The organism is Cupriavidus phytohabitans (assembly GCF_017815025.1).
In the GTDB taxonomy this organism is placed as follows: domain Bacteria; phylum Pseudomonadota; class Gammaproteobacteria; order Burkholderiales; family Burkholderiaceae; genus Cupriavidus.
In genome coordinates this window covers 26137-49696 of the sequence record NZ_JAGIQB010000007.1, presented here as the reverse complement: position 1 = coordinate 49696, position 23560 = coordinate 26137, and the positions used below count along the sequence as shown (strand labels likewise).

Sequence of the window (23560 nt, the reverse complement as noted above, 5' to 3'; positions counted from 1 at the left end):
GGGGCTGATGACGTCACCCGACATATGACCCTTGAGGCACTTTCTTCAGAAGAAAGACTTGAAAGTTTGCGCAATGTTCTGCCAGAAACTGTCCGGAATCCATAGCAGGCTGGCAGTCATTGCCAGGTAGCGCAGGAACTTGCCGACGGCCATCCAGGCCAGGCTGGGCCAGAACGACAGCCGCAGCCAGCCGGCCAGCGTGCACAAAGGATCACCGATTCCCGGCAGCCACGAGAGCAGCAGCGTGGGCGGACCCAGCCGGCGCATCCACCGGAAATACCTGGCGTCGAGCTTGGGCTTGGGCGGCTTGCGCGCGTGCTCGCGGTGCTGTTCGTGCTCCAGCTCGTGCTCGCGCGCCCGGCGCCGCAGGTGGTAGCGCACCAGCGCCAGCTTGGCCGCATAGCCCAGCCACCAGTCGATCGCGCCGCCCACGGTATTGCCGGCGGTGGCCACCAGGATCGCCGGCCAGAACATCTCGGGATTGAGCTTGACGTAGCCGAACACGGCCGGCTCCGAGCCCAGCGGCAGCAGCGTGGCCGACACCAGGCTGACCACGAAGATCGCGGGCAGGCCCACCTTGGGCAAGGCGACGGTTTGAAACAGCCAGTCGAAGAAGGCTTCCATGTCGGGGCAGGCAGGAGGGCCGGGCCATTCTAGCAGCGGCCCGGTCAGTCCGAAGCGAGGCGCCCTACCCCGGTTGGGGCGCGGGCAAACCTCATGGCACCTGTCAGGGATTTGTGATTAACTGTTAGAGCCTGTCGCGGCCAAACGTTCGCCGGCCGTGCCAATGCGCCGGCCCCAGCGTTCGCTGGCGCACCTGGAGCAGTTGCAGCAGCAGCACCAATATCACGAATTAGCCGTCCTATAGCCGTCCTGAGCGGCAATACCAAGCGGCAGTACCGCGTCGTGGCCAGTCCCGCGCAGTTGCTTTCGGGATCTGGGAATTGGTCATGCGCGTCCACCCCACATGGAGACAAGCATGGCGATTCCGATCCGCCTGACGGTCAACGGCAAGCCCGTTGACGCGCAGGTAGAACCCAACACCCTTCTGGTCCAGTTCCTGCGCGAACAGCTGCGCCTGACCGGCACGCACGTCGGCTGCGACACCGCGCAGTGCGGCGCCTGCACGGTCCATATGGATGGCAGGGCGGTCAAGTCGTGCAACATCCTGGCGCTGCAGGCGGACGGCGCCACCGTGACCACCATCGAAGGGCTGGCAGGCGACAAGCCTGGCAATGGCCTGCACCCGATGCAGGAAGCCTTCCGCGAATGCCACGGGCTGCAATGCGGCTTCTGCACGCCGGGCATGGTGATGAGCGCGACCGCGCTGGTCCGGGAACATCCCGGCGCCGACGCCGCGACCATCCGCGCGCACCTGGAAGGCAACCTGTGCCGCTGCACCGGCTACCACAACATCGTGCGTGCGGTGCAGCAGGGCCAGGCGGCCATGCAGGGCACGGCCGCCAGCGCGGAATAAGGGGAGACGCCATGAACGCACCCGACACACACGACACCCCCGGGCGCCTGGTGGGCGCACCGGTCAAGCGCAAGGAAGACTACCGCTACCTGACGGGCAACGGCCAGTACACCGACGACATCGTGCTGCCGCAGCAGAGCTACGCGTATTTCCTGCGCTCGCCGTATGCGCATGCGCGCATCCGCTCGATCGACAAGACCGAGGCGCTGGCCGCGCCCGGCGTGATCGCCGTGCTGACCGGCGACGACCTCGCCGCCGACAAGGTGGGCGGCCTGCCCTGCGGCTGGCTGATCCACAGCATCGACGGCTCGCCGATGAAAGAGCCTCCGCACCCGGTGATCGCACAGGGCAAGGTGCGCCACGTGGGCGACCAGGTGGCGCTGGTGATCGCCGAGACGCTGCTGCAGGCACGCGACGCAGCCGAGAAGATCGACGTCGACTACGAAGAGCTGCCCGCCGTGGTCCGCGCCGCGGATGCGGCGTCGGCTTCGACGCTGGTGCACGACGACGTGCCGGCCAACACGTGCTACACCTGGGGCCACGGCGACAAGGCCGCCACCGACGCCGCCTTTGCCAAGGCCGCGCACGTGACCACGCTGGAGATCGTCAACAACCGGCTCATCCCCAACGCGATCGAGCCGCGCGCGGTCAACGCCAGCTATACGCGCCAGGACGACAGCTACACCGTCTACGTTGCCAACCAGAACCCGCACGTCGAACGCCTGCTGATGGGCGCGTTCGTGCTGGGGCTGCCGGAATCGCGGCTGCGCATCATCGCGCCCGACGTGGGCGGCGGCTTCGGTTCCAAGATCTTCCTGTATCCGGAAGACGTGGCGCTGACGTGGGCATCGAAGAAGGTCGGCCGCCCGGTCAAGTGGACCGCCGACCGTAGCGAGTCCTTCCTGACCGACGCGCACGGCCGCGACCACGTGACCAAGGCCGAGCTGGCGCTCGATGCCGACGGCAAGTTCCTGGCGATGCGCGTGCATACGGTCGCCAACATGGGCGCGTACCTGTCGACCTTCGCCAGCAGCGTGCCGACCATCCTGTACGCGACGCTGCTGGCCGGCCAGTACTCCACGCCGGCGATCTATGCGGAGGTCAAGGCGGTGTTCACCAACACCGCGCCGGTCGATGCCTACCGCGGCGCGGGACGGCCCGAAGCGACCTTCGTGGTCGAAAGGCTGGTCGAAACCGCCGCGCACGAGCTGAAGACGGATCCGGCCGAACTGCGCCGCAAGAACTTCATCCGGCAGTTCCCGTATGCCACCCCGGTGGGGCTGACCTACGATACCGGCGACTACGAGCCCTGCCTGGCGCGCGCGCAGGAACTGGCCGACGTCAAGGGATTCCCGGCACGGCGCGATGAAGCGAAGCAGCGCGGCAAGCTGCGTGGCCTCGGCTATTCCTGCTACATCGAAGCGTGCGGTCTCGCACCTTCCAACATCGCCGGAGCACTCGGCGCACGCGCGGGGCTGTTCGAAGTCGGCGAGATCCGCGTGCATCCGACCGGCACGGTGACGGTCTTCACCGGCTCGCACAGCCACGGCCAGGGGCACGAGACCACCTTCGCGCAAGTGGTGGCCGACCGCCTGGGGCTGCAGCTCGACCAGGTCGAGATCGTGCACGGCGACACCGGGCGCGTGCCGTTCGGCATGGGCACCTACGGCTCGCGCTCGCTGGCGGTGGGCGGCTCGGCCATCGTCAAGGCGCTCGACAAGATCGAGGCCAAGGCCAAGAAGATCGCCGCGCACCTGCTGGAGGCGTCGGACAACGACATCGAGTTCAGCAACGGCGTGTTCCGCGTGGCGGGCACGGACCGGACCAAGACCTTCGGCGAGGTCGCGCTGAGCGCCTACGTGCCGCACAACTACCCGCTCGACAAGCTGGAACCGGGCCTCAACGAAAACGCGTTCTACGACCCGACCAACTTCACCTATCCATCGGGCGCCTATGTCTGCGAGGTGGAGGTCGATCCCGACACCGGCGAGTCGCAGGTGGTCAAGTTCACCGCTGTCGACGACTTCGGCAACATCATCAACCCGATGATCGTCGAAGGCCAGGTGCATGGCGGCATCGGCCAGGGGCTGGGACAGGCCATGCTGGAGCAGTGTGTGTACGACGACAGCGGCCAGTTGCTGACTGGCTCCTACATGGATTACGCCATGCCGCGCGCCGCCGACCTGCCCGATTTCACCGTCGAGACCGCCAGCGGCACACCGTGCACGCACAACCCGCTGGGCGTGAAGGGCTGCGGCGAGGCCGGCGCGATCGGCTCGCCGCCGGCGTTCATCAACGCGCTGGTCGATGCGCTGTCGCCGCTGGGCGTGAAGGATGTGCAGATGCCCGCCACGCCGCATCGCGTATGGCAGGCGATCCAGGCCGCGCGCCCCTGACCCGCACCGCAAAGGAAACCGACATGTACGCATTCAACTTTGAACGCGCCGCGGATGCCAAGGCGGCGGTGGCCAGGCTCAAGGCCGATCCCGATGCCAAGTTCCTTGCCGGCGGCCAGAGCCTGCTGGCGGCGATGAAGCTGCGGCTGGCATCGCCTTCGACGCTGGTCGACGTGGCGCGCATCCCCGGCATGGCCGAGATTCGCGTCGATGGCAAAGAGATCGTCATCGGCGCCGCCGCGCGCCATGCCGACGTGGCCGAGAACGCCGAGGTGCGCCAGCGCATCCCGGCGCTGGCGGCGCTGGCCGGCGGCATCGGCGACAGGCAGGTGCGCGCGATGGGAACCATCGGCGGCGCGCTGGCGAATGATGATCCGGCGGCCTGCTATCCGGCGGCGGTGCTGGGGCTGGGCGCCACCGTGGTCACGGACCGGCGCAGCATCGCGGCGGATGACTTTTTCAAGGGGCTGTATGAGACCGCGCTGGAGCCGGATGAGCTGATTACCGCGGTGCGCTTTCCGATTCCCGACCAGGCGGCGTATGTGAAATTCCACAATCCGGCATCGCGCTTTGCGCTGGTGGGGGTGATGGTGGCGCGCTTCGGGAATACGGTGCGCGTGGCGGTCACCGGGGCTGCCGACAGCGTGTTCCGGTGCCAGCCGCTGGAGCAGGCGCTTTCCGCCAACTTCAGCGCGCAGGCGGCGCGCGGCGTGAAGGTCGATGCGGGGCAGCTGAATACCGACCTGCATGCGTCGGCGGAGTACCGGGCGCATCTGATTCCGGTGCTGGCGGCAAGGGCGGTGGAGGCGGCCGGGAAAGGCTAGTGGCGCTTCGCCGCTCCCGTTGTGGTCTCCCCTCTCCCGCAGGCGGGAGAGGGGAGCAAACCGCTGGCGTGCGAGACGCGTCGGCAATATAGATCGCCCCATGCTCCCCACCTCCATCGACGACACCCTCGCCCTACTCGAACGCCAGCAATACTTCGCCGACCGCGAAACCGCCACGGTGCTCTACCTTGCCCTGCGCATGCAGCGCCCGCTGTTCCTCGAAGGCGAGCCCGGCGTCGGCAAGACCGCGCTGGCGCAGGCGATGGCAGGCGTGCTCGGCACGCGGCTGCTGCGGCTGCAGTGCTATGAAGGACTCGATGCCGCCAGCGCGCTGTACGAATGGGACTACCCCCGCCAGATCATGGCGCTGCGCCTGGCCGAAGCCCGCGGCGAGCGGCCCGAGGCACAATCGCTGTACCACGACGACTACCTGCTCAAGCGCCCGCTGCTGGAGTCGCTGCTGCCCGATCCCGCCGCACCTGGCGTGCCGCGCGTGCTGCTGATCGACGAGATCGACCGCGCCGACGAACCGTTCGAGGCCTTCCTGCTTGAGGTGCTGTCCGAATTCCAGGTTTCGATTCCCGAAATCGGCGTGATCCGCGCCGAGCGGCCGCCGCTGATCGTGATCACCTCCAACCGCACGCGCGAGGTCCATGACGCGCTCAAGCGCCGTTGCCTGTACCAGTGGGTGGGCTATCCGGAGCGCGACCGCGAACTGCAGATCGTCGCGGCGCGCGCACCCGAGGCCGCCGCGGCGCTGCAGGCGCAGGCGATCGACTTCGTGCACCGGCTGCGCGGCATCGACCTGTTCAAGGCGCCCGGCATCGCCGAAGCCATCGACTGGTGCCGCGCGCTGGCGGCGCTGGGCGTGACCGAGCTCGACCCGCAATCGGTGCGCGACACGCTGGGCGTGCTGCTCAAGTACCAGGACGACCTGGCGCGCGTCGACGGCCCCACCGTGGCGGAACTGCTGGCGGGCGCCGCGCCGGGAGGCTGAACCGTGCCCGTGCTGCACCCCGCGGCGCGCAGCGGCGGTCCGCAAGCAGGACTGCCGGTGCTGGCGCGCAACGTCACCCACTTCATGCGGCTGCTGCGCGACGGCGGCTTCGCCCTGTCGCCGGCACACGCTGTCGATGCACTGACCGCGCTGCGCCTGGTCGACATCGGCCGGCGCGACGACGTGCGCGCCGCGCTGGCGGCACTGGTGCTGTCCGGCCCCGACCAGCGGCCGCTGTTCGACGCCGCCTTCGACCTGTTCTGGCGCGACCCCGACTGGGAAGGCAAGCTGCGCGCGCTGCTGCTGCCGCGCGTCGACGCGGGGGCGCCGCCGCCCAGGCGCAGCAACCGCCTTGCCGATGCGCTGGCCGCGCGCCGGCCGGAAATGCCATCACGCCCGGCGCAGACCGAGGCGGAACGCATCCACGTGCCGCTGACCTTCTCCGACCAGGAACGCCTGGCGCAGCGCGACTTCGAAACCCTGACCGCGCAGGAATGGCGTGCGCTGCAGCACCTGGTACGCACCCGGCGCACGCACCTTGCACTGCAGCGCACGCGCCGGCTGCGCGCCGCCACCTGCGGCACGCACGCCGACCTGCGCGCCAGCGCGCGGCTGGCGGTGCGCCAGCACGGAGAATGGCTGCGCTGGAAATTCCGCAAGCACGCCGAGCGCAAGCCGCCGTTGGTGCTGCTGCTCGACATATCCGGCTCGATGAGCCAGTACTCGCGCGCGGTGCTGTACTTCTGCCATGCGCTGATGCAGTCGCGCGAGCGGCTGTCGGTGTTCCTGTTCGGCACCCGGCTGACCAACATCACCCGCTCGCTGCGCGAACGCGACCCCGACGAAGCCGTCGCCGTGATCACAGGCCAGGTGCGCGACTGGGCCGGCGGCACCCGCATCGGCGCCGCGCTGGCGAGCTTCAACCGCCACTGGGCGCGCCGCACGCTGTCCGGGCGCGCCACCGTGCTGCTGGTTACCGACGGGCTCGACCACGAGCATATCGACCTGCTCGGCGACGAAATGGCTCGCTTGCGCCGCTTTGCGCACCGCATCGTCTGGCTCAACCCGCTGCTGCGCTACCCTGGATTCACGCCGCAGGCGCGCGGCGTGCAGGCGATCCTGCCGCATGTCGACGCGCTGCGTCCGGCGCACAACCTGGATAGCCTGCTGGCGCTCGAATCCCTGCTGTCCGACCAGGGCGGCCCCGCGCGGGCCGGCGCCACCAACCCACCAAGAAAGGAAGCCCCGCCATGGAAATGAACCAGAGCCAGCGCCTGCCGATTCCCCAGCAGGTGGCATGGGAAGCGCTCAACGACACCGCGCTGCTCAAGCAATGCATCCCCGGATGTGAGAGTATCGAGCCCGACGGCGACAATGCCTACCAGGTGGCCATGACGGCCGCGGTAGGCCCGGTCAAGGCGCGCTTCAAGGGCCGCATGGCGCTGGAAGACATCCAGGCTCCGGACAGCTACACCATCCGCTTCGACGGCCAGGGTGGCGCGGCCGGATTCGGCAAGGGTACTGCCCGCGTGAAGCTGGAGCCTGACGGCGACGAGACCGTGCTGACGTACACCGTCGACGCCCATGTGGGAGGCAAGATCGCACAGATCGGCTCGCGGCTGGTGGACGCCGCAGCGCGCAAGCTGGCGGATACCTTCTTTGCGCGCTTCACCGAGGCGGTCACACCGGACACCACACAAGAAACGCCAGCGGCCGAGGGCGCCCCCGCCGCAGCCGCCGGCGAGAATGAACAGACAGAGGAACCGAAGCGGAAACGATCATGGACAGCGTGGATCTCGAAGTCCTGAAGAACAGCGTGCACTGGCAGCAACAGGGCCATCGCGTGCTGCTGGTCACGGTAGTGCGCACCTGGGGCTCGTCGCCCCGCCCCGAGGGCGCGATGCTGGCGGTGCGTGATGATGGCCTGGTGGTCGGCTCGGTCTCGGGCGGCTGCATCGAAGACGACATCATCGACCGCGTGCGCCGGCAAGGCATCACGTCGGACCAGCCCGAGGCCATCAAGTACGGCATCAGCGCCGAGGAAGCCCACCGGTTCGGGCTGCCCTGCGGCGGCACCATCGAACTGGTCGCCGAGCCGCTCAAGCCGGCCAGCGGCATCGCCGAATTGCTCGATGCCATGGAAAACGGCCGGCTGGTCGCGCGCACGCTCGACATGGCTACGGGCGTCGCCACGCTGGGGCCGGCCAGTGCCACCGACGGGCTGGTCTTCGACGGCAAGACGCTGCTGACCATCCACGGTCCGCGCTACCGCATGCTGGTGATCGGCGCGGGGCAGTTGTCCAAGTACCTGTGCCAGATCGCCGTCGGGCTGGGCTTCCAGGTCACCGTGTGCGATCCGCGCGAGGAATACACGGAAACCTGGGACATCCCCGGCGTGACCATGGTGCGCACCATGCCGGACGACACCGTGATGGACATGAAGCTGGACGAGCGCTGCGCGGTGATTGCGCTGACGCACGATCCCAAGCTGGATGACCTGGCGCTGATGGAAGCGCTGCGCACCAGGGCTTTCTATGTGGGAGCCCTGGGTTCGCGCCGCAACAACCAGGCGCGGCGCGAGCGGCTGAAGGAATTCGATCTGACCGAGTTGCAGCTGGCGCGGCTGCATGGGCCGGTTGGCATCTATATTGGCAGCCGTACGCCGCCGGAAATCGCCATCTCGATTCTGGCCGAAGTGGTTGCGGCCAAGAACCATGTGTCGCTGCCGGACATCCTGCAGGTGGAAGGCGCCAAGGCCGCGCGCGAGATGGCTGCCAGCACCGGCAGCAGCTGCGATGTTTCCCCTGGTCCGTCGACCTGACGCGTGATAGCCGAGTGCCCGCCATGACTGCCGCTCCCAATGCTCCCTTGCTTCGCACCGACCTGCCTACCGGGATTTTGCTGGCGGCGGGTTTTGGCCGACGGTTCGATGCTGCCGGCACGCGGAACAAGCTGCTTGAAGTGTTGCCCGGTGGGCGCACGGTTGCCTGGCGCAGTGCGCGTACGTTGGCGGCGGCGTTGCCGGATTCGATTGCGGTGATCCGGCCGGGAAATCCCGCGCTGGCGGAAGAGCTCAGGCGCGGGGGGTGCCGTGTGCTCGAATCGGCCGACGCCGAGCAGGGCATGGGTGCCGCGCTGCGCGCGGCGGTGGCGGCGACGCCTGATGCGCGGGGATGGGTGGTTGCGCTTGCTGACATGCCCTGGCTGCCGATGGAACTGGTACGGGCGGTGGCGCTGACGATCACCACCCCTGAAACGATTGCCGCGCCATGGCGCAATGGCCAGCGCGGGCATCCCGTGGGCTTCGGTGCTGCCTGGCGGGACGACCTGCTGAAGCTCGATGGGGATGAAGGGGCGCGGGGATTTCTTCAGGGGAAGCCGGTGACGCGGATATTGACTGAGGATGAGGGGGCGTTTCGGGATATTGATACGCCGGGGGATTTGGGGTGATTTTTTCCCTGCGGGCCGGCATCAGGTGGATATTTGATATCCACCTGATGCCAGCCGCAAGGCACTATCAGAATAAACACCCTACCCCACCAACTCCCCCGTCTTCACCGCCATAATAAAATCATTCCGATGCAGCCCCTTGATCTTCTTGGTCCGCCAGGAAACCGTGGCATGCCCCCACCCAAAGCTGATCTCCGGATGATGCCCCTGCTCTTCCGCCAGCTGACCAACGCGGGCAACAAACGCCAGCGCCTCGGCGAAATTGGGAAAAGCAAACCGCCTCTCCAGCCGCGTAGCCCCATCCACCAAATCCCATCCCGGTGCCTGCGGCAATAACGCCTCAGCCTCGTCAGGCGTCAACGGCGGAACCCCGCCGCGGCACGGCGTGCAAGTTTGCGATGCCAGATCTTCACTCATAGTCCTACTCCCCGACTGGCGGGCAAGCAGAAGAAAACCTCAACCGCCCTCAGTCTCAGCCAACGCACGCAAGAATTCACCACTCCACCAGTGCACATCCTGCACCCGAATACGCTCCAGCAGCTTCTGGTGCCGTGACTGGCGCTCGGCCAGTGGCATATGCAACGCCTGCTGGATCGCCTGCGCAGTCGCATGGGTATCGTAGGGATTCACCAGCAGCGCTTCCTTCAACTGTTCCGCCGCGCCGGCAAAACGCGACAACACCAGCACGCCCGGATCCTCCGGATCCTGCGCGGCAATAAACTCCTTGGCCACCAGGTTCATCCCGTCGCGCAGCGGCGTCACCAACGCCACGCGGCTCGCGCGGCACAGCCCGGGCAGCCGCTTGCGCGCGGTGGTGCGATGGATATACCGCACCGGCATCCAGTCCAGCTCGCCGAACTCGCCATTGATCGCGCCAGTCAGCTGCTCCATCGCGCTGCGCAGGTCCACATACGCATCGACCGACTCGCGCGAAGGCGCGGCGATCTGCACCAGCGTGGCGCTCATCCGGTTTTCCGGATATTCCGCCAGCAGCCGGTAGAACGCTTTCAGCCGCTGCGGCAAGCCCTTGGAGTAATCGAGCCGGTCGATGCCAAGCAGCAGCCGCCGGCGCGCGTACTGGGCGCACATCATGTCGTAGGTTTCCTGCGCCTCCTCGCCGCGGCCGAGTTCGATGAACTCATCCACGTCGATCCCGATCGGGAAGGCCTGCGCCCGCACCGTGCGATGGAAAGCGCGGTAGCGGTGCTCGCCCATCGGCTCGGCCTGGGCCTCGGCCTGTACGTAGCGCGAAAAATGCTCCACGTCAGCGTGGCTCTGGAAGCCGAGCAGGTCGTACGCAAAGAGCGCGCGCATCAACCACTCATGCTGCGGGATGGCCGCCAGGATCAGCGGCGGCGGCAGCGGCACGTGCAGGAAGAAGCCGATCTTCTGGCCGCAGCCGATCGCGCGCAACTCGGAGGCCAGCGGGATCAGGTGGTAGTCGTGGATCCAGATGACGTCGTCGGGCTTGAGCAGCGGCGCCAGCTTGCGCGCGAACAGCTGGTTCACCCGGCGGTAGCCGTTGAGGAAGTTGGAATCGAAGTCGGCGAGGTCGAGCCGGTAATGGAACACCGGCCACAGCACGCCGTTGCTGTAGCCAAGGTAATACGCGTCGTGGTCTTCGCGGCTCAGGTCCACCGTGGCCAGCGTCACGTTGCCGGCCTGCTGCAGGTGCAGCTCGCCTTCGCCGGGGGTGCCGCCCTGGGCAGAGTCCAGCGCCTTGCCGCTCCAGCCAAACCACATCCCGCCGGTCTGGCGCAAGGCTTCGGAAAGCGCCACGGCAAGGCCGCCGGCGGCCACGTTGCGCGGATCTGCGACACGGTTGGATACCGCTACAAGTCTTGGCATATGTTGGTTTCTGGATTCCTTTGTTCTTGTCGTGCGGGATGCCCGGAGCGCCGGTGCGGGATCAGATCACCGTGTCCCACGGCGCCGACAGCCGCATCGCGCCATTGATCAGCCCGACCATCGAGTAGGTCTGCGGGAAATTGCCCCACATCTCGCCGGTCACGGGATGGGTGTCCTCGGACAGCAAGCCGAGCGGGTTGCGCGCCGCGAGCATCGCTTCGAAAATCTCGCGCGCCTCTTCGCGCCGGCCGATGCGCGCCAGCGCGTCGATGCGCCAGAAGGTGCAGATATTGAACGCGGTCTCGGGCTTGCCGAAATCGTCGGGCGCCTCGTAGCGGCGCATATACGGCCCGTCGCACAGCGAAGTCTCCAGCGCTTTCACCGTGGCGATAAAGCGCGGGTCGCGCGGATCGATGAAGTTGACCTCGGCCATCAGCAGCACGCTGGCGTCGAGCTCGCGCCCGCCGAAGCTTTCGGCAAAGGCCTGCCGCGATTCGCTCCACGACTCGGCCAGGATCTGTTCCTTCATGCGCCTGGCATGGTCGTGCCAGTAGGCCGCGCGCTCCGGGATCTGCAGCTTCTCGGCGACCTTGGCCAGCCGGTCGCACGCGGCCCAGCTCATCAGCGCCGACGAGGTATGCACGCGGGCGCGCGTGCGCAACTCCCACATGCCGGCGTCGGGCGTGCCAAAGACTTTCACCGCCTGTTCGCCCACCTCCTCCAGCCGGCCGAACTCGGCCGGCCCGCCGCGGTGCAGCAGCCGGTGATCATGGAAGGCCTGCGCCGCGCCCAGCACCACGTTGCCGTAGACGTCATGCTGGAAGTGTTCCTGCGCCTGGTTACCCACGCGCACCGGCCCCATGCCCCGGTAGCCGGACAGATGGTCGAGCATGCTCTCGGGCAGCTCGCGTTCCAGGCCGATGCCGTACAGCGGCTGGATATGCCCGTCCTGCGACTGCATCACCACGTTGGAGAGCCAGCGCAGGTAGTCCTCCATGGTGCCGACCTCGGACAGGCTGTTGAGCGCGCGCACCACGAAAAACGCGTCGCGCAGCCAGCAGAAGCGGTAGTCCCAGTTGCGGCCGCTGCCAGGCGCCTCGGGGATACTGGTGGTCATCGCCGCGACGATGGCGCCAGTCTCTTCGTACAGCGACATCTTCAGCGTGATGGCGGCGCGGATCACCGCGTCCTGCCATTCGCGCGGCACCGCCAGCCGGCGGCTCCACAGGCGCCAGTAGGCGGTGGTTTCCTGCTCGAAATCGCGCGCGATCTCTTCCACGCCATGCGCCAGGGTCTCATCGGGGCCCAAAATGAAGTTGTGCCCGCGCGTGACCAGGAACGGCGTGTGCGACAGCACGTACGCCAGCGGCGCATCGGTGGTCATGCGCAGCGTCATCGATTCCCCGGTATAGCGCACATGGCTGCTGCCGCGCGTGATCTCCGGCGCCTTGCGACCCCATTCGAAGCGCGGTGCCACCACCACCCGCACGCGCGGCGCGCCGCGCACGGGACGGATGCGTCGGATCAGCGTGGTCGGGCGGAAATATCGGCCCAGCCGGAAGAAGCGCGGCGCGAAGTCGGTGATTTCCAGGCAGTTGCCATGGGTGTCGGTCAGCCGCGTGCGCAGCACCGCGGTATTGGGTTCGTACCACTGCCTGGCACTGTGGAAGTCCTCGAGCTCGATCGAGAACTGGCCCGCGTTCTCGCTGGGGTCCAGCAGCGCGTTGAAGACCGGATCGCCGTCAAAGCGCGGCAGGCACGACCAGACGATGCGCCCGCGGCCATCCACCAGCGCGGAGATCGCGCAGTTGCCGATCATGCCCAGCGACAGCGACGGCTCGGCATACCGGCTGCTGCCGTCCACGGACTTGTTCACGCCTTCGCTCGGCGGCTTGCCCAGCTCGCCGGGGCTGCTCGTATTGGTCACAGCAGTATCTCCCTCAGGATGCTGTCGGATGGGGATTGTGGCGCGGTGCGCCTTCGCGGCCTGGCTCGGCCTCGTGCGGCACGGCGCCGGGCTGGCCGGCGGCGCGCGCGGATTGATCCAGCGCCCGCGCCGAGCGGTGCAGCCAGCTGCGCAGCGCAGCGGGTCCCTCCACGCATACGCCGGCCACGGTCTCGCGCCGGCCTACCAGCACGCCCAGCCCGCCGAGCTTGCGCACGGCGGCAAAGCCGGGCTCGTCGGTCATGTCGTCGCCGGCAAACAGCGGCGTGCGGTCGAAAAACGGCGCCGATTTCATGAAGGCGGCAATGGCGTCGCCCTTGTCGACGCCGGCGGGCTTGATCTCGACCACCATCTTGCCGGGCAAGGCCTCCAGCCCGACCGCGTGGCGCAATATGTCAGTGACGGCGGCATCGACCAGGCCGGCTAGCTCGGGCGCCTGGCGGTAGTGGATGGCAACGGCAACGGACTTGCGCTCCAGCCGCAACGCGGGATAGGCGTGCACCAGCGCTTCCAGGTGTGGGATCAGGGGCTCGAGGGCGGGCGCGGGTGTCTGGGACACCATGCCGCCGTCGGTGCGGAATTCGGCCCCGTGGATGCCGGCAGCCGGCAACTGCAAGGGCTGCAGGAAATGATCCAGCTCGACGATCGGCCTGCCGGAGATGACGGCGAGCGCGCCGTCCAGCCGCTGGTACAACGTGCGCAGCGTGCCGACCAGTTCAGGTTCTACCTGCACCAGTTCGGGCCGCGGCGCGAGGTCGGCCAGCGTGCCGTCGAAGTCGAGAAACAGGGCGGTATTGGGTTCGATAAGCGGTAGCTGAGGCATCGCGCTACACCGTAACACGTTGTTTTGACCGGCGTCCACCGGGCGCCGTCCTACATGGCGGCAGCGCAAGCGTCAGCCGATGCAAGTCCGGGGCCAGCCCCGGGGCATTGTGCCAAGCCCTGCCGCCAGTGCATTCCCAGCCACTTCAGACAACGCCCACCGCCGTCCCGTACACGCTGCGCCGGGCGACGGGTGGGCCGCCCCGGTGGGGTGCGCGGCGCCGCCATCCTTTATCATTGGCGGTTTCCACCAGAATTTCCGGCTTTTTTTGTGCCGCCCCCGCGGCCCTGCCCTGACACCATGACCCGCTCGTCCGCCGCCCGCCCCGACTATTTGAAGAAGATCCTGACCGCCAAGGTCTACGACGTGGCGCAGGAAACCGAACTGACCTACGCGCACCAGCTGTCGGCGCGCACAGGCAACTCGGTCTGGTTCAAGCGAGAAGACACCCAGCCGGTGTTCTCGTTCAAGCTGCGCGGCGCGTACAACAAGATGGCGTCGCTGTCGGCGGAGGAACTCAAGCGCGGCGTGGTCGCGGCTTCGGCCGGCAACCATGCCCAGGGCGTGGCGCTGTCCGCGGCCCGGCTGCAGTGCAAGGCCATCATCGCCATGCCGGTGACCACGCCGCGGGTAAAGATCGACGCGGTGCGCGAGCGCGGCGGCCAGTGGGTCCAGGTGGAACTGCACGGCGAGTCGTACAGCGATGCCTACCACCATGCCGCCGAGCTGGAGAAGAAGCACAAGCTGACCTTCATCCACCCGTTCGACGATCCCGAGGTGATCGCGGGCCAGGGCACCATCGCCATGGAAATCCTGCGCCAGCACCCGGGCCCGATCCATGCCGTGTTCGTCGCCATCGGCGGTGGCGGGCTGATCTCGGGCGTCGCCGCCTACATCAAGGCGGTGCGTCCGGAGATCAAGGTGATCGGCGTGCAGACCTTCGACTCGGATGCGATGAAGCGCTCGGTCGATGCCGGCAAGCGCATCGAGCTGAAGGAAGTGGGCCTGTTCTCGGACGGCACCGCGGTCAAGCTGGTTGGCAAGGAAACCTTCCGCATCACGCGCGAGCTGGTCGACGACATCATCCTGGTCGACACCGATGCCATCTGCGCCGGCGTGAAGGACGTGTTCCAGGACACGCGCAGCATCCTGGAGCCGGCCGGCGCGCTGGCGGTGGCGGGCCTGAAGGCGTATGCCGAGCGCGAGAAGCTCAAGGGCCAGCACCTGGTCGCGATCGCGTGCGGCGCCAACATGAACTTCGACCGCCTGCGCTTCGTCGCCGAGCGCGCCGAGGTGGGCGAGGCGCGCGAAGGCGTGTTCGCCGTGACCATCCCCGAGGAGCGCGGCAGCTTCAAGCGCTTCTGCGAGCTGGTCGGCACGCGCAGCGTGACCGAGTTCAACTACCGCATCGCCGACACCAGCGTGGCGCATATTTTCGTCGGCGTGCAGATCGCCAGCCGCGCCGAGAATGACAAGATCGCCGCCAGCTTCCGCAAGCACGGCTTCGACACGCTCGACCTGTCCAACGACGAACTGGCCAAGCAGCACATCCGCTACATGGTGGGCGGCCGCTCGGCGCTGGCGCATGACGAGCTGCTGTACCGCTTCGAGTTCCCGGAGCGCCCGGGCGCGCTGATGAAGTTCCTGTCGAGCATGAGCCCGAACTGGAACATCAGCCTGTTCCACTACCGCAACCAGGGCGCGGACACCTCCAATATCCTGGTCGGCATCCAGGTGCCGAAGAACGAAAAGCGCGCCTTCCGCGCCTTCCTTTCGACGCTGGGCTACGTACACTGGGACGAAACCGACAACCCGGTGTACAAGCTGTTCCTGTACTGATTGCTGGCCCTGATTGCTGGCCCAATTGCTGTCCCGATTCCTGCCGAGCGCCCCATGAGCCTCCCCGAACACTCGCCGCTGGGCAAGCCCTCGGCCTACAAGACCGAATACGACGCCTCGCTGCTGTTCCCGATCCCGCGCCAGCCCAAGCGCACCGAGATCGGCCTGGCCCAGGGCAAGCCGGTGCCGTTCTTCGGCGTCGACATCTGGAACGCCTACGAGCTGTCGTGGCTGAACCTGAAGGGCAAGCCGCAGGTGGCGCTTGCCACCTTCATCATCCCGTCGGACACGCCCAACATCGTCGAGTCCAAGTCGTTCAAGCTGTACCTGAACTCGTTCAACCAGACCAGAATCGCTTCGCCGGAGGCGCTGCAGCAGCTGCTGCACCACGACCTGTCCGAAGCCACCGGCGGCACGGTGCAGGTGCGGCTGGTCACCGAGGCGGATCTCGGCAAGCAGCAGATGGGCGAACTCGACGGCCTGCTGCTGGACCGGCTCGACATCGAGGTCGACCGCTACGAGCCCGCGCCCGAACTGCTGTTCGCCGACCAGGGCGAATCGCCGGTGGAGGAAACGCTGGTGTCGCACCTGCTCAAGTCCAACTGCCTGGTCACGGGGCAGCCCGACTGGGGCAGCGTGCAGATCCGCTATGTTGGCGCGCCGATCAACCAGGAAGCGCTGCTCAGGTACCTGATCTCGTTCCGTAACCACAACGAGTTCCATGAACAATGCGTCGAGCGGATCTTCATGGACGTGCTGCGGCAATGCAAGCCGGTGAAGCTGGCGGTGTATGCGCGCTATACGCGGCGTGGGGGGCTGGATATCAATCCGTTCCGGACCAACTTCAATACGGCCTGGCCGGATAACAAGAGGAATGCGCGACAGTAGCGCTTGAACTGGCGATAACGTCGAAGCTATCGCTTGTTCGCTCCCCTCTCCCGCTCGCGGGAGAGGGGACCGGCCGGCGCTATGGGAAGCGGCATCGTCGAATGCCGACGCGCGTCAAAACTCCCCGTGAAACCTCACCCCATAAAACTTCACCGGCCCGCGATCCCGGTTGTACCCGGGATTGCGCACAAACTGAAAGTCCGGGCTGATGCTCAGGTACTTCACCGGCTGGAAGCTGTAGTAGATCTCCAGGATCTGCTCGGGCCCATAGCGCAGCGCGCCGTCGCCAAGAAACGCGCCCTGCCCGCCTGCAGCAAGGTAGTTGTGATGCCGGCTGCCCAGCATATTGATCGCCACGGCCACGCCCAGCGCATCGCGGGAACGTCCCCACGCATCCCCCTTCAGCACGCCGCCCGCTGACACCTGCCTGCCGATCTCGGTAAAGGCATAAGTCTCGGTCTTGTCGTCCGACAGGCTTGCACGCGCAAACACGCCCAGCGAATCCGTCACCTGCTGCAGCAGCGTCACGCCGACGCCCGTCTTGGCATGCTCGCGCCTTACGTCGGCCAGGTCCGGCGTGGTGTTGTTGGCGATGCCGAACTGGATCGCATCGCTGAACGCGCCCATGCGCGCCTTGTTGCGGAACAGCAGCAACCGCGCGGTGCCGGGCCGGCCCGCAAGCTGGTAGCGCTTCTCCAGCTCGATGATGTCGCCGTAGTGCTCGAACATGCGCATATCGAGCTCCAGCCCGTTCGATTCCAGCGGCTGCAGGAAGCGTCCGATGCGCGCCGACCAGCCATCGCCGATGTACTCCAGCGACAAGCCCCAGGTATAGCCGCGCGAATCCGCCGCATAGTCGAAGGCGCCGTGCGTCAGGAACGACCAGTTCATGAATTGCGTGCGCGGGTCAGAGCCGAATTCGTTCTGGTCGAAGACGTCGAGCACGCCGAAATTGCCCGCGGTCAGCACCACGCGGCGCTGGTCCACCGTGCGGGCGAACTGGTTGAAGTCGGCCTCCAGCGTCTCGGTGGGGCCGCCCAGCCCCCAGTTCTGCCGGATAAACGCGCGCGCGCGGTAGAACACCGGGCTGGTGCTCGCGCCCTTCGCCAGTTCGCCGTTCGACAGGCCACCCACGCCATGCAGCCCCGAGAACGGCACGCCTTGCGCCACCTCCGGGTTGAAATGGAACTCGGCGCCCTGCCACAACCGCAGGCCGAGGTCGAGCGTGGCGGTGAACGAGTAGCTTTTCGCGCGCTCGGTGCCGAGGCTGTTCGGGCCCGAGTAGGCGGCGCCGAAGGCCGGCTTGCGCTGCCAGATATAGGTGCTCTGGCCATGGAAGGCGAAAGGGCTTTCCCTTTCGGGGGCGTCGTCCGCAGCAGTTGCCTGCTGCGCGGTGGCGGGCAAGCAGGCGCAACAAGCCAGCGCAGCCAGCGCGCGGCGGAAACGGCGTCGGGCGCGCGGGTACGCGGCGGCAAGTGGCGAAAACAGCATGAGGAAAGGGACTGGCGGGCGATGTGCCGGGAGCGGCGCGCCCGGCGCACGCAGCATAGCCAAGCGCACATGACATGTCCACCGACATGCCCACCCCAGGCCAGGTGCGGGAATGCCGACGTTGTAACCGAGCTTGAATTAATTAACTCAAAAATTAATATTAGTTCGACACGGTTCCCTGCATACCCATGCCACGCAAACCCGCTACCCCGAAGCCGCCGGAACGCCGCACACCCGGCCGCCCCGCCGCCGGCCAGCCCGGCCAGCGCGAACGCATTCTCGATGCCGCCACCGACCTGTTCTCGCGGCAAGGCGTCGCCGGCACGCCAGTCAAGGCCATCGCCGTGCAGGCAGGCGTCACCCCCGCGCTGGTCCACTACTACTTCAGCGACCGCGAGCTGCTGCTCGATGCCGTGATCGAGGAAAAGGTGCAGCCGCTGGTGGCACAGTTCTTCACCACCGGCCCGCAGGACACGGAGCCATTGGCGATGCTGGTCGGCCTCGCCACCCGCCTGGTCCGTGCCGCGGCCGATACGCCCTGGTTCCCCGGCCTGTGGATTCGCGAGGTTGCCAGCGACGACGGCGCGCTGCGCGAGCGCGTGCTGAAGCGGTTCGCGCTGCAGCGCGCCGGCGCCATGATGGCGCCGCTGGCGGCGGCGATCGCCAACGGGCAACTCAACCGAGGGCTGGAGCCGGCGCTGGTGATGCCGTCGCTGGTGGGCCTGACGCTGCTGCCGCTGGCCACCACGCATATCTGGCGCCGACTGCCGGGTGCCGAAGCGGTCGATACCGACGCGCTGGTACGCCATGTCTCGGCGCTGCTCACGCACGGGCTCGCCCCCGCGCCGGCTGCCGGCGCCGAAGCCTCGCCCGCATCGAAAAAGAAGGGCCGCACGCCCAGGCAATCCCCGGAGTCCGCTTCATGAACGCCGCTGTTTCCGCCCTTCCCGCGCTGCCGCGCGCGCTCCCCATCGCAGCGCTGCTCGGCGCCGCGCTGCTGGCCGCCGGCTGCGGCAAGCCCGGCAACGACACCTGGCAAGGCTATATCGAAGGCGAGTTCGTCAGCGTCGCCTCGCCCTTCGCCGGCCGCCTCGACACGCTCTCCGTGCAGCGCGGCCAGCAGGTCGCGCAGGGCGCCGCGCTGTTCGCCCTCGAATCCGATGACGAACGCGCCGCGCGCCAGCAGGCCGAGGACCAGTTGCGCGCCGCCGAAGCGCAGTTGCAGGACATGAAGACCGGCAAGCGCCCGGTCGAAGTCGACGTGAACCGCGCCCAGCTGGCGCAGGCACAGGCCCAGGCGCAACGCAGCGCCGCCGCGCTGCGGCGCGACGAGCGCCAGTTCGAGATCGGCGGCATTGCGCAGGCGCAGCTCGACGAATCGCGCGCCCAGGCCCGCAGCGACGCGGCGCGCGTGCGCGAGCTGCAGCGCGATATCGACGTGGCACGGCTGCCGGGCCGCGATGCGCAACAGGCCGCACAGGCCGCGCAAGTGGCTGCAGCGCGCGCCGCGCTGGCGCAGGCGGACTGGAAGCTGTCGCGCAAGACCGTGGCCGCCACGCAGGCCGGCCTGGTCTACGACACGCCCTACCGCCTCGGCGAATGGGTGCCCGCCGGCAGCCCGGTGGTGCGCATGCTGCCGCCCGGCAACGTCAAGGTGCGCTTCTACGTGCCCGAGGCCGTCGTCGGCGCGCTGCGCAACGGACAGGCGGTGCAGGTGCGCTGCGATGGCTGCGCCGCGCCGGTGGCGGCCAGCATCACCTATGTCGCCAACGAGGCCGAATACACGCCGCCGGTGATCTACAGCAACGAGACCCGCAACAAGCTGGTGTTCCTGGTGGAGGCGCGCCCGTCGGCCGCCGATGCCATCAAGCTGCGGCCCGGCCAGCCCGTCGAGGTGGTGCGGCAATGAACACGGAAACCAACCACACCGCCAATGGCCGCGCGCAGGAACTCGCCATCGACGTGCGCGGGCTGAACAAGCATTTCGGCGACAAGCACGTGGTCAACGATCTCAGCATGCAGGTCGCCCGCGGCGAGATCTTCGGCTTCCTTGGCCCCAACGGCAGCGGCAAGACCACCTCGATCCGCATGATGTGCGGTCTGTTGACCCCGGATTCGGGCAAAGGCACCTGCCTGGGTTTCGACATCCTGACCGAGTCCGACGAAATCAAGCGCCGCGTCGGCTACATGACGCAGAAGTTCTCGTATTGGGACGACCTGTCGATCCGCGAGAACCTGGACTTCGTCGCGCGCGTGTATGGCATGCAGGACCGGCGCAATGCCGTCGACCGCGCGCTCGAAGACCTGGGCCTGGCGACGCGCTCGGCACAACTGGCGGGGTCCTTGTCGGGCGGCTGGAAGCAGCGCCTGGCGCTGGCGGCCTGCCTGCTGCACGAACCGAAGCTGCTGCTGCTCGACGAACCTACCGCTGGTGTCGACCCCAAGGCGCGCCGCGACTTCTGGGAGCAACTGCACCGGCTTGCCGCGCGCGGCATCTCGGTGCTGGTCAGTACGCACTACATGGACGAGGCCGAGCGCTGCCACAAGCTCGCCTATATCGCCTACGGCAAGCTGCTGGCGCAGGGCACCGCCGACGAAGTCGTGGCCAGCCAGCAGCTGTCGACGTGGAGCGTGGAAGGCGACGACCTCGCCATGCTGTCGGAGCAACTGCAGGGCGCGCCGGGCGTGGAACAGACCGTGGCATTCGGCACCGCGCTGCATGTCACCGGCCGCGATGCGCAGGCGCTGGCCGCCACGCTTGAACGACTGGCCGGACCGGGACGGCGAGTGGCACAGGCCCAGACCAGCCTGGAAGACGTGTTCATCCACATGATGAGCCGGGCCGAGGACAACATGGGCACGCGCAAGGCGAAGGAGCCGACATGAACGCCGCCGCAATCCCGAACCCGCGCAAGCCACGCGCCAACGGCACCCGCTTCTCTCTCCAGCGCTGGTGGAGCATCGTTCTGAAGGAATTCCTGCAGCTGCGCCGCGACCGCGTCACCTTCGGCATGATCGTCGGCCTGCCGATCATGCAGCTGCTGCTGTTCGGCTTTGCCATCAACACCGACCCGCGCCACCTGCCGACCGCGGTGATCGCCGCCGACCAGAGCGAATTCACCCGCACCTTTATCGCCAGCATGCAGAACTCCACCTACTTCAAGGTGGTCGCGACCCTGCCCGACGAAGCCGCCGGCAGACAGGCGCTGATGAAGGGCGACGTGCAGTTCGTGCTCAGCATTCCGCCCGACTTCACGCGCAAGCTGCTGCGCGGCGAACGCCCCGCGCTGCTGGTGGAGGCCGATGCCACCGATCCCTCGGCGACGGGCCAGGCGATCGCGGCGCTGCCACAACTGCCGTTCAGCGTCGGCAAGCATGACCTGAAAGGCTCGCTGGCGCCGCTGGCGGGCGGCAAGGCCCCGTTCGACGTGCAGGTGCAGCGCCTGTACAACCCCGAGGGCCTGACCCAGTACAACATCATCCCCGGCCTGATGGGCGTGATCCTGTCGATGACCATGGTGATGATGACCGGGCTGGCAATGACGCGCGAACGCGAGCGCGGCACCATGGAAAACCTGCTGGCCACGCCGGTACGGCCGCTGGAGGTGATGACCGGCAAGATCGTGCCGTACATTTTCATCGGGCTGATCCAGGTGACCATCGTGCTGCTGGCCGCGCGCTGGGTCTTTAACGTGCCGTTCGTCGGCTCGGTGACGGCGGTATACCTGGCGGCACTGCTGTTCATCGCGGCCAACCTGACGGTGGGCATCACGTTGTCGTCGCTGGCGCAGAACCAGCTGCAGGCGATGCAACTGACCTTCTTCTATTTCCTGCCCAACATCCTGCTGTCGGGGTTCATGTTCCCGTTCGCCGGCATGCCCGGCTGGGCGCAGGTGATCGGCAACATCCTGCCGATGACGTATTTCAACCGCATGGTGCGCGGCATCCTGCTCAAGGGCAGCGGCTGGGCTGAGCTATGGCCGCAGGTCTGGCCGATGGCGCTGTTCATCGTGGTGGTGATGACGATCGCAGTGCGCTTCTACCGCCGCACGCTGGACTGAAGGATTGCTGCCATGACCCGATTTTTTCCCTTGATGGCCGCGGCCGCGCTGCTGGCCGGCTGTGCCGTCGGCCCCGACTTCCGCAGCCCCGCGCCGCCCAGCGATGCCGGCTACGTGCCAGGCCCGCAACCGGTTGCCACCGTGGCGGCCGACAGCGGCGATCGCCACGCGCAATCGCACGCGCAGACACTGGCCGCCGGCGCCGACGTGCCGGCGCAATGGTGGACGCTGTTCCGCAGCGCGGAGCTTGACGCCACCATCCGCATGGCGCTCGACGCCAGCCCCACGCTGGCGCAGGCGCGCGCACGGCTGCGCGAGGCGCAGGAAAACCTCGCCGCGCGCACCGGCGCCACGCGCTGGCCGGCGGTCGACGCCCAGCTCAATACCACGCGCCAGCAGGTCAATTTCCAGTCGATGGGCATTTCGGCGATCCCCAGCCCGGGACCGTTCACGCTGTACGGCGCCACGGTGCAGGTGTCCTACGTACTCGACCTGTTCGGCGGCCAGCGGCGCGAGCTGGAAGGGCTGCAGGCAGCGGTCGACTACCAGCGCTACGAGCTGGAAGCGGCGCGGCTGGCGCTGGCCGCGAACGTCGCCACCGCGGCGATCCGCGAGGCCGGACTGCGCGCACAGCTGGCCGACACCGTCGCCGTGGCCGAAGCGCAGCAGCGCCAGCTGCGCATCACCGAGGAACGGCTGCGCACCGGCGGCGTCGCGCGCGTGGACGTGCAGCGCCAACGCTCACTTTTGGCGCAGACCCAGGCGCTGGTACCGGGGCTGCAGCGCCAGTTGGAGACCACGCAGCACCAGCTGGCAGTCTATACCGGCCAGTCGCCGGCGGCAGCCACGTTGCATGAGTTCCGTCTGGACGACCTGTACCTGCCCGACACGCTCCCAGTCAGCCTGCCCGCCACGCTCGCACGTCGCCGGCCCGATATCCGCGCCGCAGAAGCGCTGCTGCACCAAGCATCGGCCAATATCGGCGTGGCCACCGCCAACCTCTACCCGCAGGTGACACTCAGCGCCAGCGGAGGCAGCCAAGCCCTTGCGGCGCGCGACCTGTTCAGCAGTCTCAACGTCTGGAGCCTGGCAGCCGGGCTTGTGCAGCCGGTGTTCCGCGGCGGCGAGCTGCAGGCCCACAAGCGCGCAGCCGAAGCGGCCTATGAACAATCGCTGGCAGCCTACCGCCAGGCCGTGCTGCAGGGGCTGCAGAATGTGGCCGACACATTGCGCGCGCTGGAAGCCGACGCCGCCACGCTGCGCGAGCGCGCCGACAATGCGCGCCAGGCGCGAGATACGCTGGCGGTGGTGTCGGAGCAGTACCGGCTGGGCGGGGTCAGCCAGCTGACGGTGCTGGATGCCGAGCGGCAGGCGCGGCAGGCTTCGCTGGAGCTGGCGCAGGCGCGGGCGGACCGACTGGCGGACTCGGCGGCATTGATGCAGGCGCTGGGGGGGGGGTGGTGGCAGGAAGACCAGCAGGCCAGTGCGGCCGGGTCACCCCCCTGGCCGGAGCGCTGATCG

21 protein-coding genes are annotated in these 23560 nt (G+C 67.7%); 15 read left to right on the top strand and 6 right to left on the bottom strand.

The annotated features are described in order from the left end of the window. Positions 1–45: 45 nt before the first annotated feature. A complete protein-coding gene (locus J8I34_RS06650) occupies positions 46–624 on the bottom strand; it encodes a YqaA family protein (RefSeq protein WP_209805670.1) in 579 nt (192 codons plus the stop codon). A 355-nt stretch (positions 625–979) separates the two neighbouring features. Here J8I34_RS06650 and J8I34_RS06645 point away from each other — a divergent pair, with 355 nt between their 5' ends. The 8 genes from J8I34_RS06645 (at position 980) to J8I34_RS06610 (ending at position 9144) form a co-directional block, all read left to right on the top strand. Continuing rightward, positions 980–1477 (top strand): (2Fe-2S)-binding protein, encoded by a 498-nt coding sequence (locus tag J8I34_RS06645; RefSeq protein ID WP_029048512.1) that lies wholly within the window; start codon positions 980–982, stop codon positions 1475–1477. A gap of 11 nt (positions 1478–1488) precedes the next feature. After that, a complete protein-coding gene (locus tag J8I34_RS06640) occupies positions 1489–3873 on the top strand; it encodes a xanthine dehydrogenase family protein molybdopterin-binding subunit (protein WP_209805669.1) in 2385 nt (794 codons plus the stop codon). A gap of 23 nt (positions 3874–3896) precedes the next feature. Then, positions 3897–4697: an FAD binding domain-containing protein gene (locus J8I34_RS06635; protein WP_209805668.1), complete on the top strand. Its 801-nt coding sequence runs from the start codon at positions 3897–3899 to the stop codon at positions 4695–4697. A 100-nt stretch (positions 4698–4797) separates the two neighbouring features. Further along, positions 4798–5694, top strand: coding sequence for an AAA family ATPase (locus tag J8I34_RS06630; protein WP_029048509.1), 897 nt, complete (start codon positions 4798–4800; stop codon positions 5692–5694). A 3-nt stretch (positions 5695–5697) separates the two neighbouring features. Continuing rightward, positions 5698–6954, top strand: a complete 1257-nt coding sequence (locus J8I34_RS06625) for a vWA domain-containing protein (protein WP_371748048.1) — start codon at positions 5698–5700, stop codon at positions 6952–6954. Then, positions 6945–7502, top strand: a complete 558-nt coding sequence (locus tag J8I34_RS06620; protein ID WP_209767999.1) for an SRPBCC family protein — start codon at positions 6945–6947, stop codon at positions 7500–7502. The genes J8I34_RS06625 and J8I34_RS06620 overlap by 10 nt, the downstream gene beginning before the upstream one ends. Next, complete coding sequence (locus J8I34_RS06615; RefSeq protein WP_209767997.1) at positions 7475–8515, top strand: XdhC family protein; 1041 nt, start codon at positions 7475–7477, stop codon at positions 8513–8515. Before J8I34_RS06620 ends, J8I34_RS06615 begins: the two co-directional genes overlap by 28 nt. A 23-nt stretch (positions 8516–8538) precedes the next feature. Continuing rightward, positions 8539–9144, top strand: coding sequence for a nucleotidyltransferase family protein (locus tag J8I34_RS06610; protein WP_209767991.1), 606 nt, complete (start codon positions 8539–8541; stop codon positions 9142–9144). An 81-nt stretch (positions 9145–9225) separates the two neighbouring features. Here J8I34_RS06610 and J8I34_RS06605 read toward each other — a convergent pair whose 3' ends face one another. From J8I34_RS06605 to otsB, 4 genes are all read right to left on the bottom strand, one after another. Then, complete coding sequence (locus J8I34_RS06605) at positions 9226–9561, bottom strand: 4a-hydroxytetrahydrobiopterin dehydratase (RefSeq protein WP_209756514.1); 336 nt, start codon at positions 9559–9561, stop codon at positions 9226–9228. 39 nt (positions 9562–9600) lie between these two features. Then, positions 9601–10992 carry an alpha,alpha-trehalose-phosphate synthase (UDP-forming) gene (gene otsA, locus J8I34_RS06600; protein WP_029049570.1) on the bottom strand — a complete coding sequence of 464 codons (1392 nt, stop codon included), beginning with the start codon at positions 10990–10992 and terminating at the stop codon, positions 9601–9603. Between the two features lie 61 nt (positions 10993–11053). Then, on the bottom strand, positions 11054–12919 hold the full coding sequence (locus J8I34_RS06595) for a glycoside hydrolase family 15 protein (protein WP_029049571.1): 1866 nt from the start codon (positions 12917–12919) through the stop codon (positions 11054–11056). A gap of 13 nt (positions 12920–12932) precedes the next feature. Continuing rightward, positions 12933–13760: a trehalose-phosphatase gene (gene otsB, locus J8I34_RS06590; protein ID WP_209767989.1), complete on the bottom strand. Its 828-nt coding sequence runs from the start codon at positions 13758–13760 to the stop codon at positions 12933–12935. Between the two features lie 300 nt (positions 13761–14060). On the opposite strand from otsB, the gene ilvA reads away from it, so the two are divergent. Both ilvA and queF read left to right on the top strand, forming a co-directional pair. After that, on the top strand, positions 14061–15599 hold the full coding sequence (gene ilvA / locus J8I34_RS06585) for a threonine ammonia-lyase, biosynthetic (RefSeq protein ID WP_209805667.1): 1539 nt from the start codon (positions 14061–14063) through the stop codon (positions 15597–15599). A 54-nt stretch (positions 15600–15653) separates the two neighbouring features. Next, positions 15654–16487, top strand: a complete 834-nt coding sequence (queF, locus tag J8I34_RS06580; protein WP_209805666.1) for an NADPH-dependent 7-cyano-7-deazaguanine reductase QueF — start codon at positions 15654–15656, stop codon at positions 16485–16487. A gap of 114 nt (positions 16488–16601) precedes the next feature. On the opposite strand, the gene J8I34_RS06575 is transcribed toward queF, so the two are convergent. Next, positions 16602–17978, bottom strand: a complete 1377-nt coding sequence (locus J8I34_RS06575) for a carbohydrate porin (protein WP_209805665.1) — start codon at positions 17976–17978, stop codon at positions 16602–16604. A 188-nt stretch (positions 17979–18166) separates the two neighbouring features. Here J8I34_RS06575 and J8I34_RS06570 point away from each other — a divergent pair, with 188 nt between their 5' ends. From J8I34_RS06570 to J8I34_RS06550, 5 genes are read left to right on the top strand one after another with little or no spacing between them, the layout of a single operon-like run. Then, on the top strand, positions 18167–18904 hold the full coding sequence (locus tag J8I34_RS06570; RefSeq protein WP_209767972.1) for a TetR/AcrR family transcriptional regulator: 738 nt from the start codon (positions 18167–18169) through the stop codon (positions 18902–18904). Next, positions 18901–19887 carry an HlyD family secretion protein gene (locus J8I34_RS06565; RefSeq protein ID WP_209767970.1) on the top strand — a complete coding sequence of 329 codons (987 nt, stop codon included), beginning with the start codon at positions 18901–18903 and terminating at the stop codon, positions 19885–19887. The genes J8I34_RS06570 and J8I34_RS06565 overlap by 4 nt, the downstream gene beginning before the upstream one ends. Continuing rightward, positions 19884–20864 carry an ABC transporter ATP-binding protein gene (locus J8I34_RS06560; RefSeq protein ID WP_209805664.1) on the top strand — a complete coding sequence of 327 codons (981 nt, stop codon included), beginning with the start codon at positions 19884–19886 and terminating at the stop codon, positions 20862–20864. Before J8I34_RS06565 ends, J8I34_RS06560 begins: the two co-directional genes overlap by 4 nt. Continuing rightward, on the top strand, positions 20861–22039 hold the full coding sequence (locus tag J8I34_RS06555; RefSeq protein ID WP_209805663.1) for an ABC transporter permease: 1179 nt from the start codon (positions 20861–20863) through the stop codon (positions 22037–22039). Before J8I34_RS06560 ends, J8I34_RS06555 begins: the two co-directional genes overlap by 4 nt. Positions 22040–22051: 12 nt before the next feature. Further along, positions 22052–23557, top strand: coding sequence for an efflux transporter outer membrane subunit (locus tag J8I34_RS06550; RefSeq protein WP_209805662.1), 1506 nt, complete (start codon positions 22052–22054; stop codon positions 23555–23557). Positions 23558–23560: the final 3 nt, after the last annotated feature.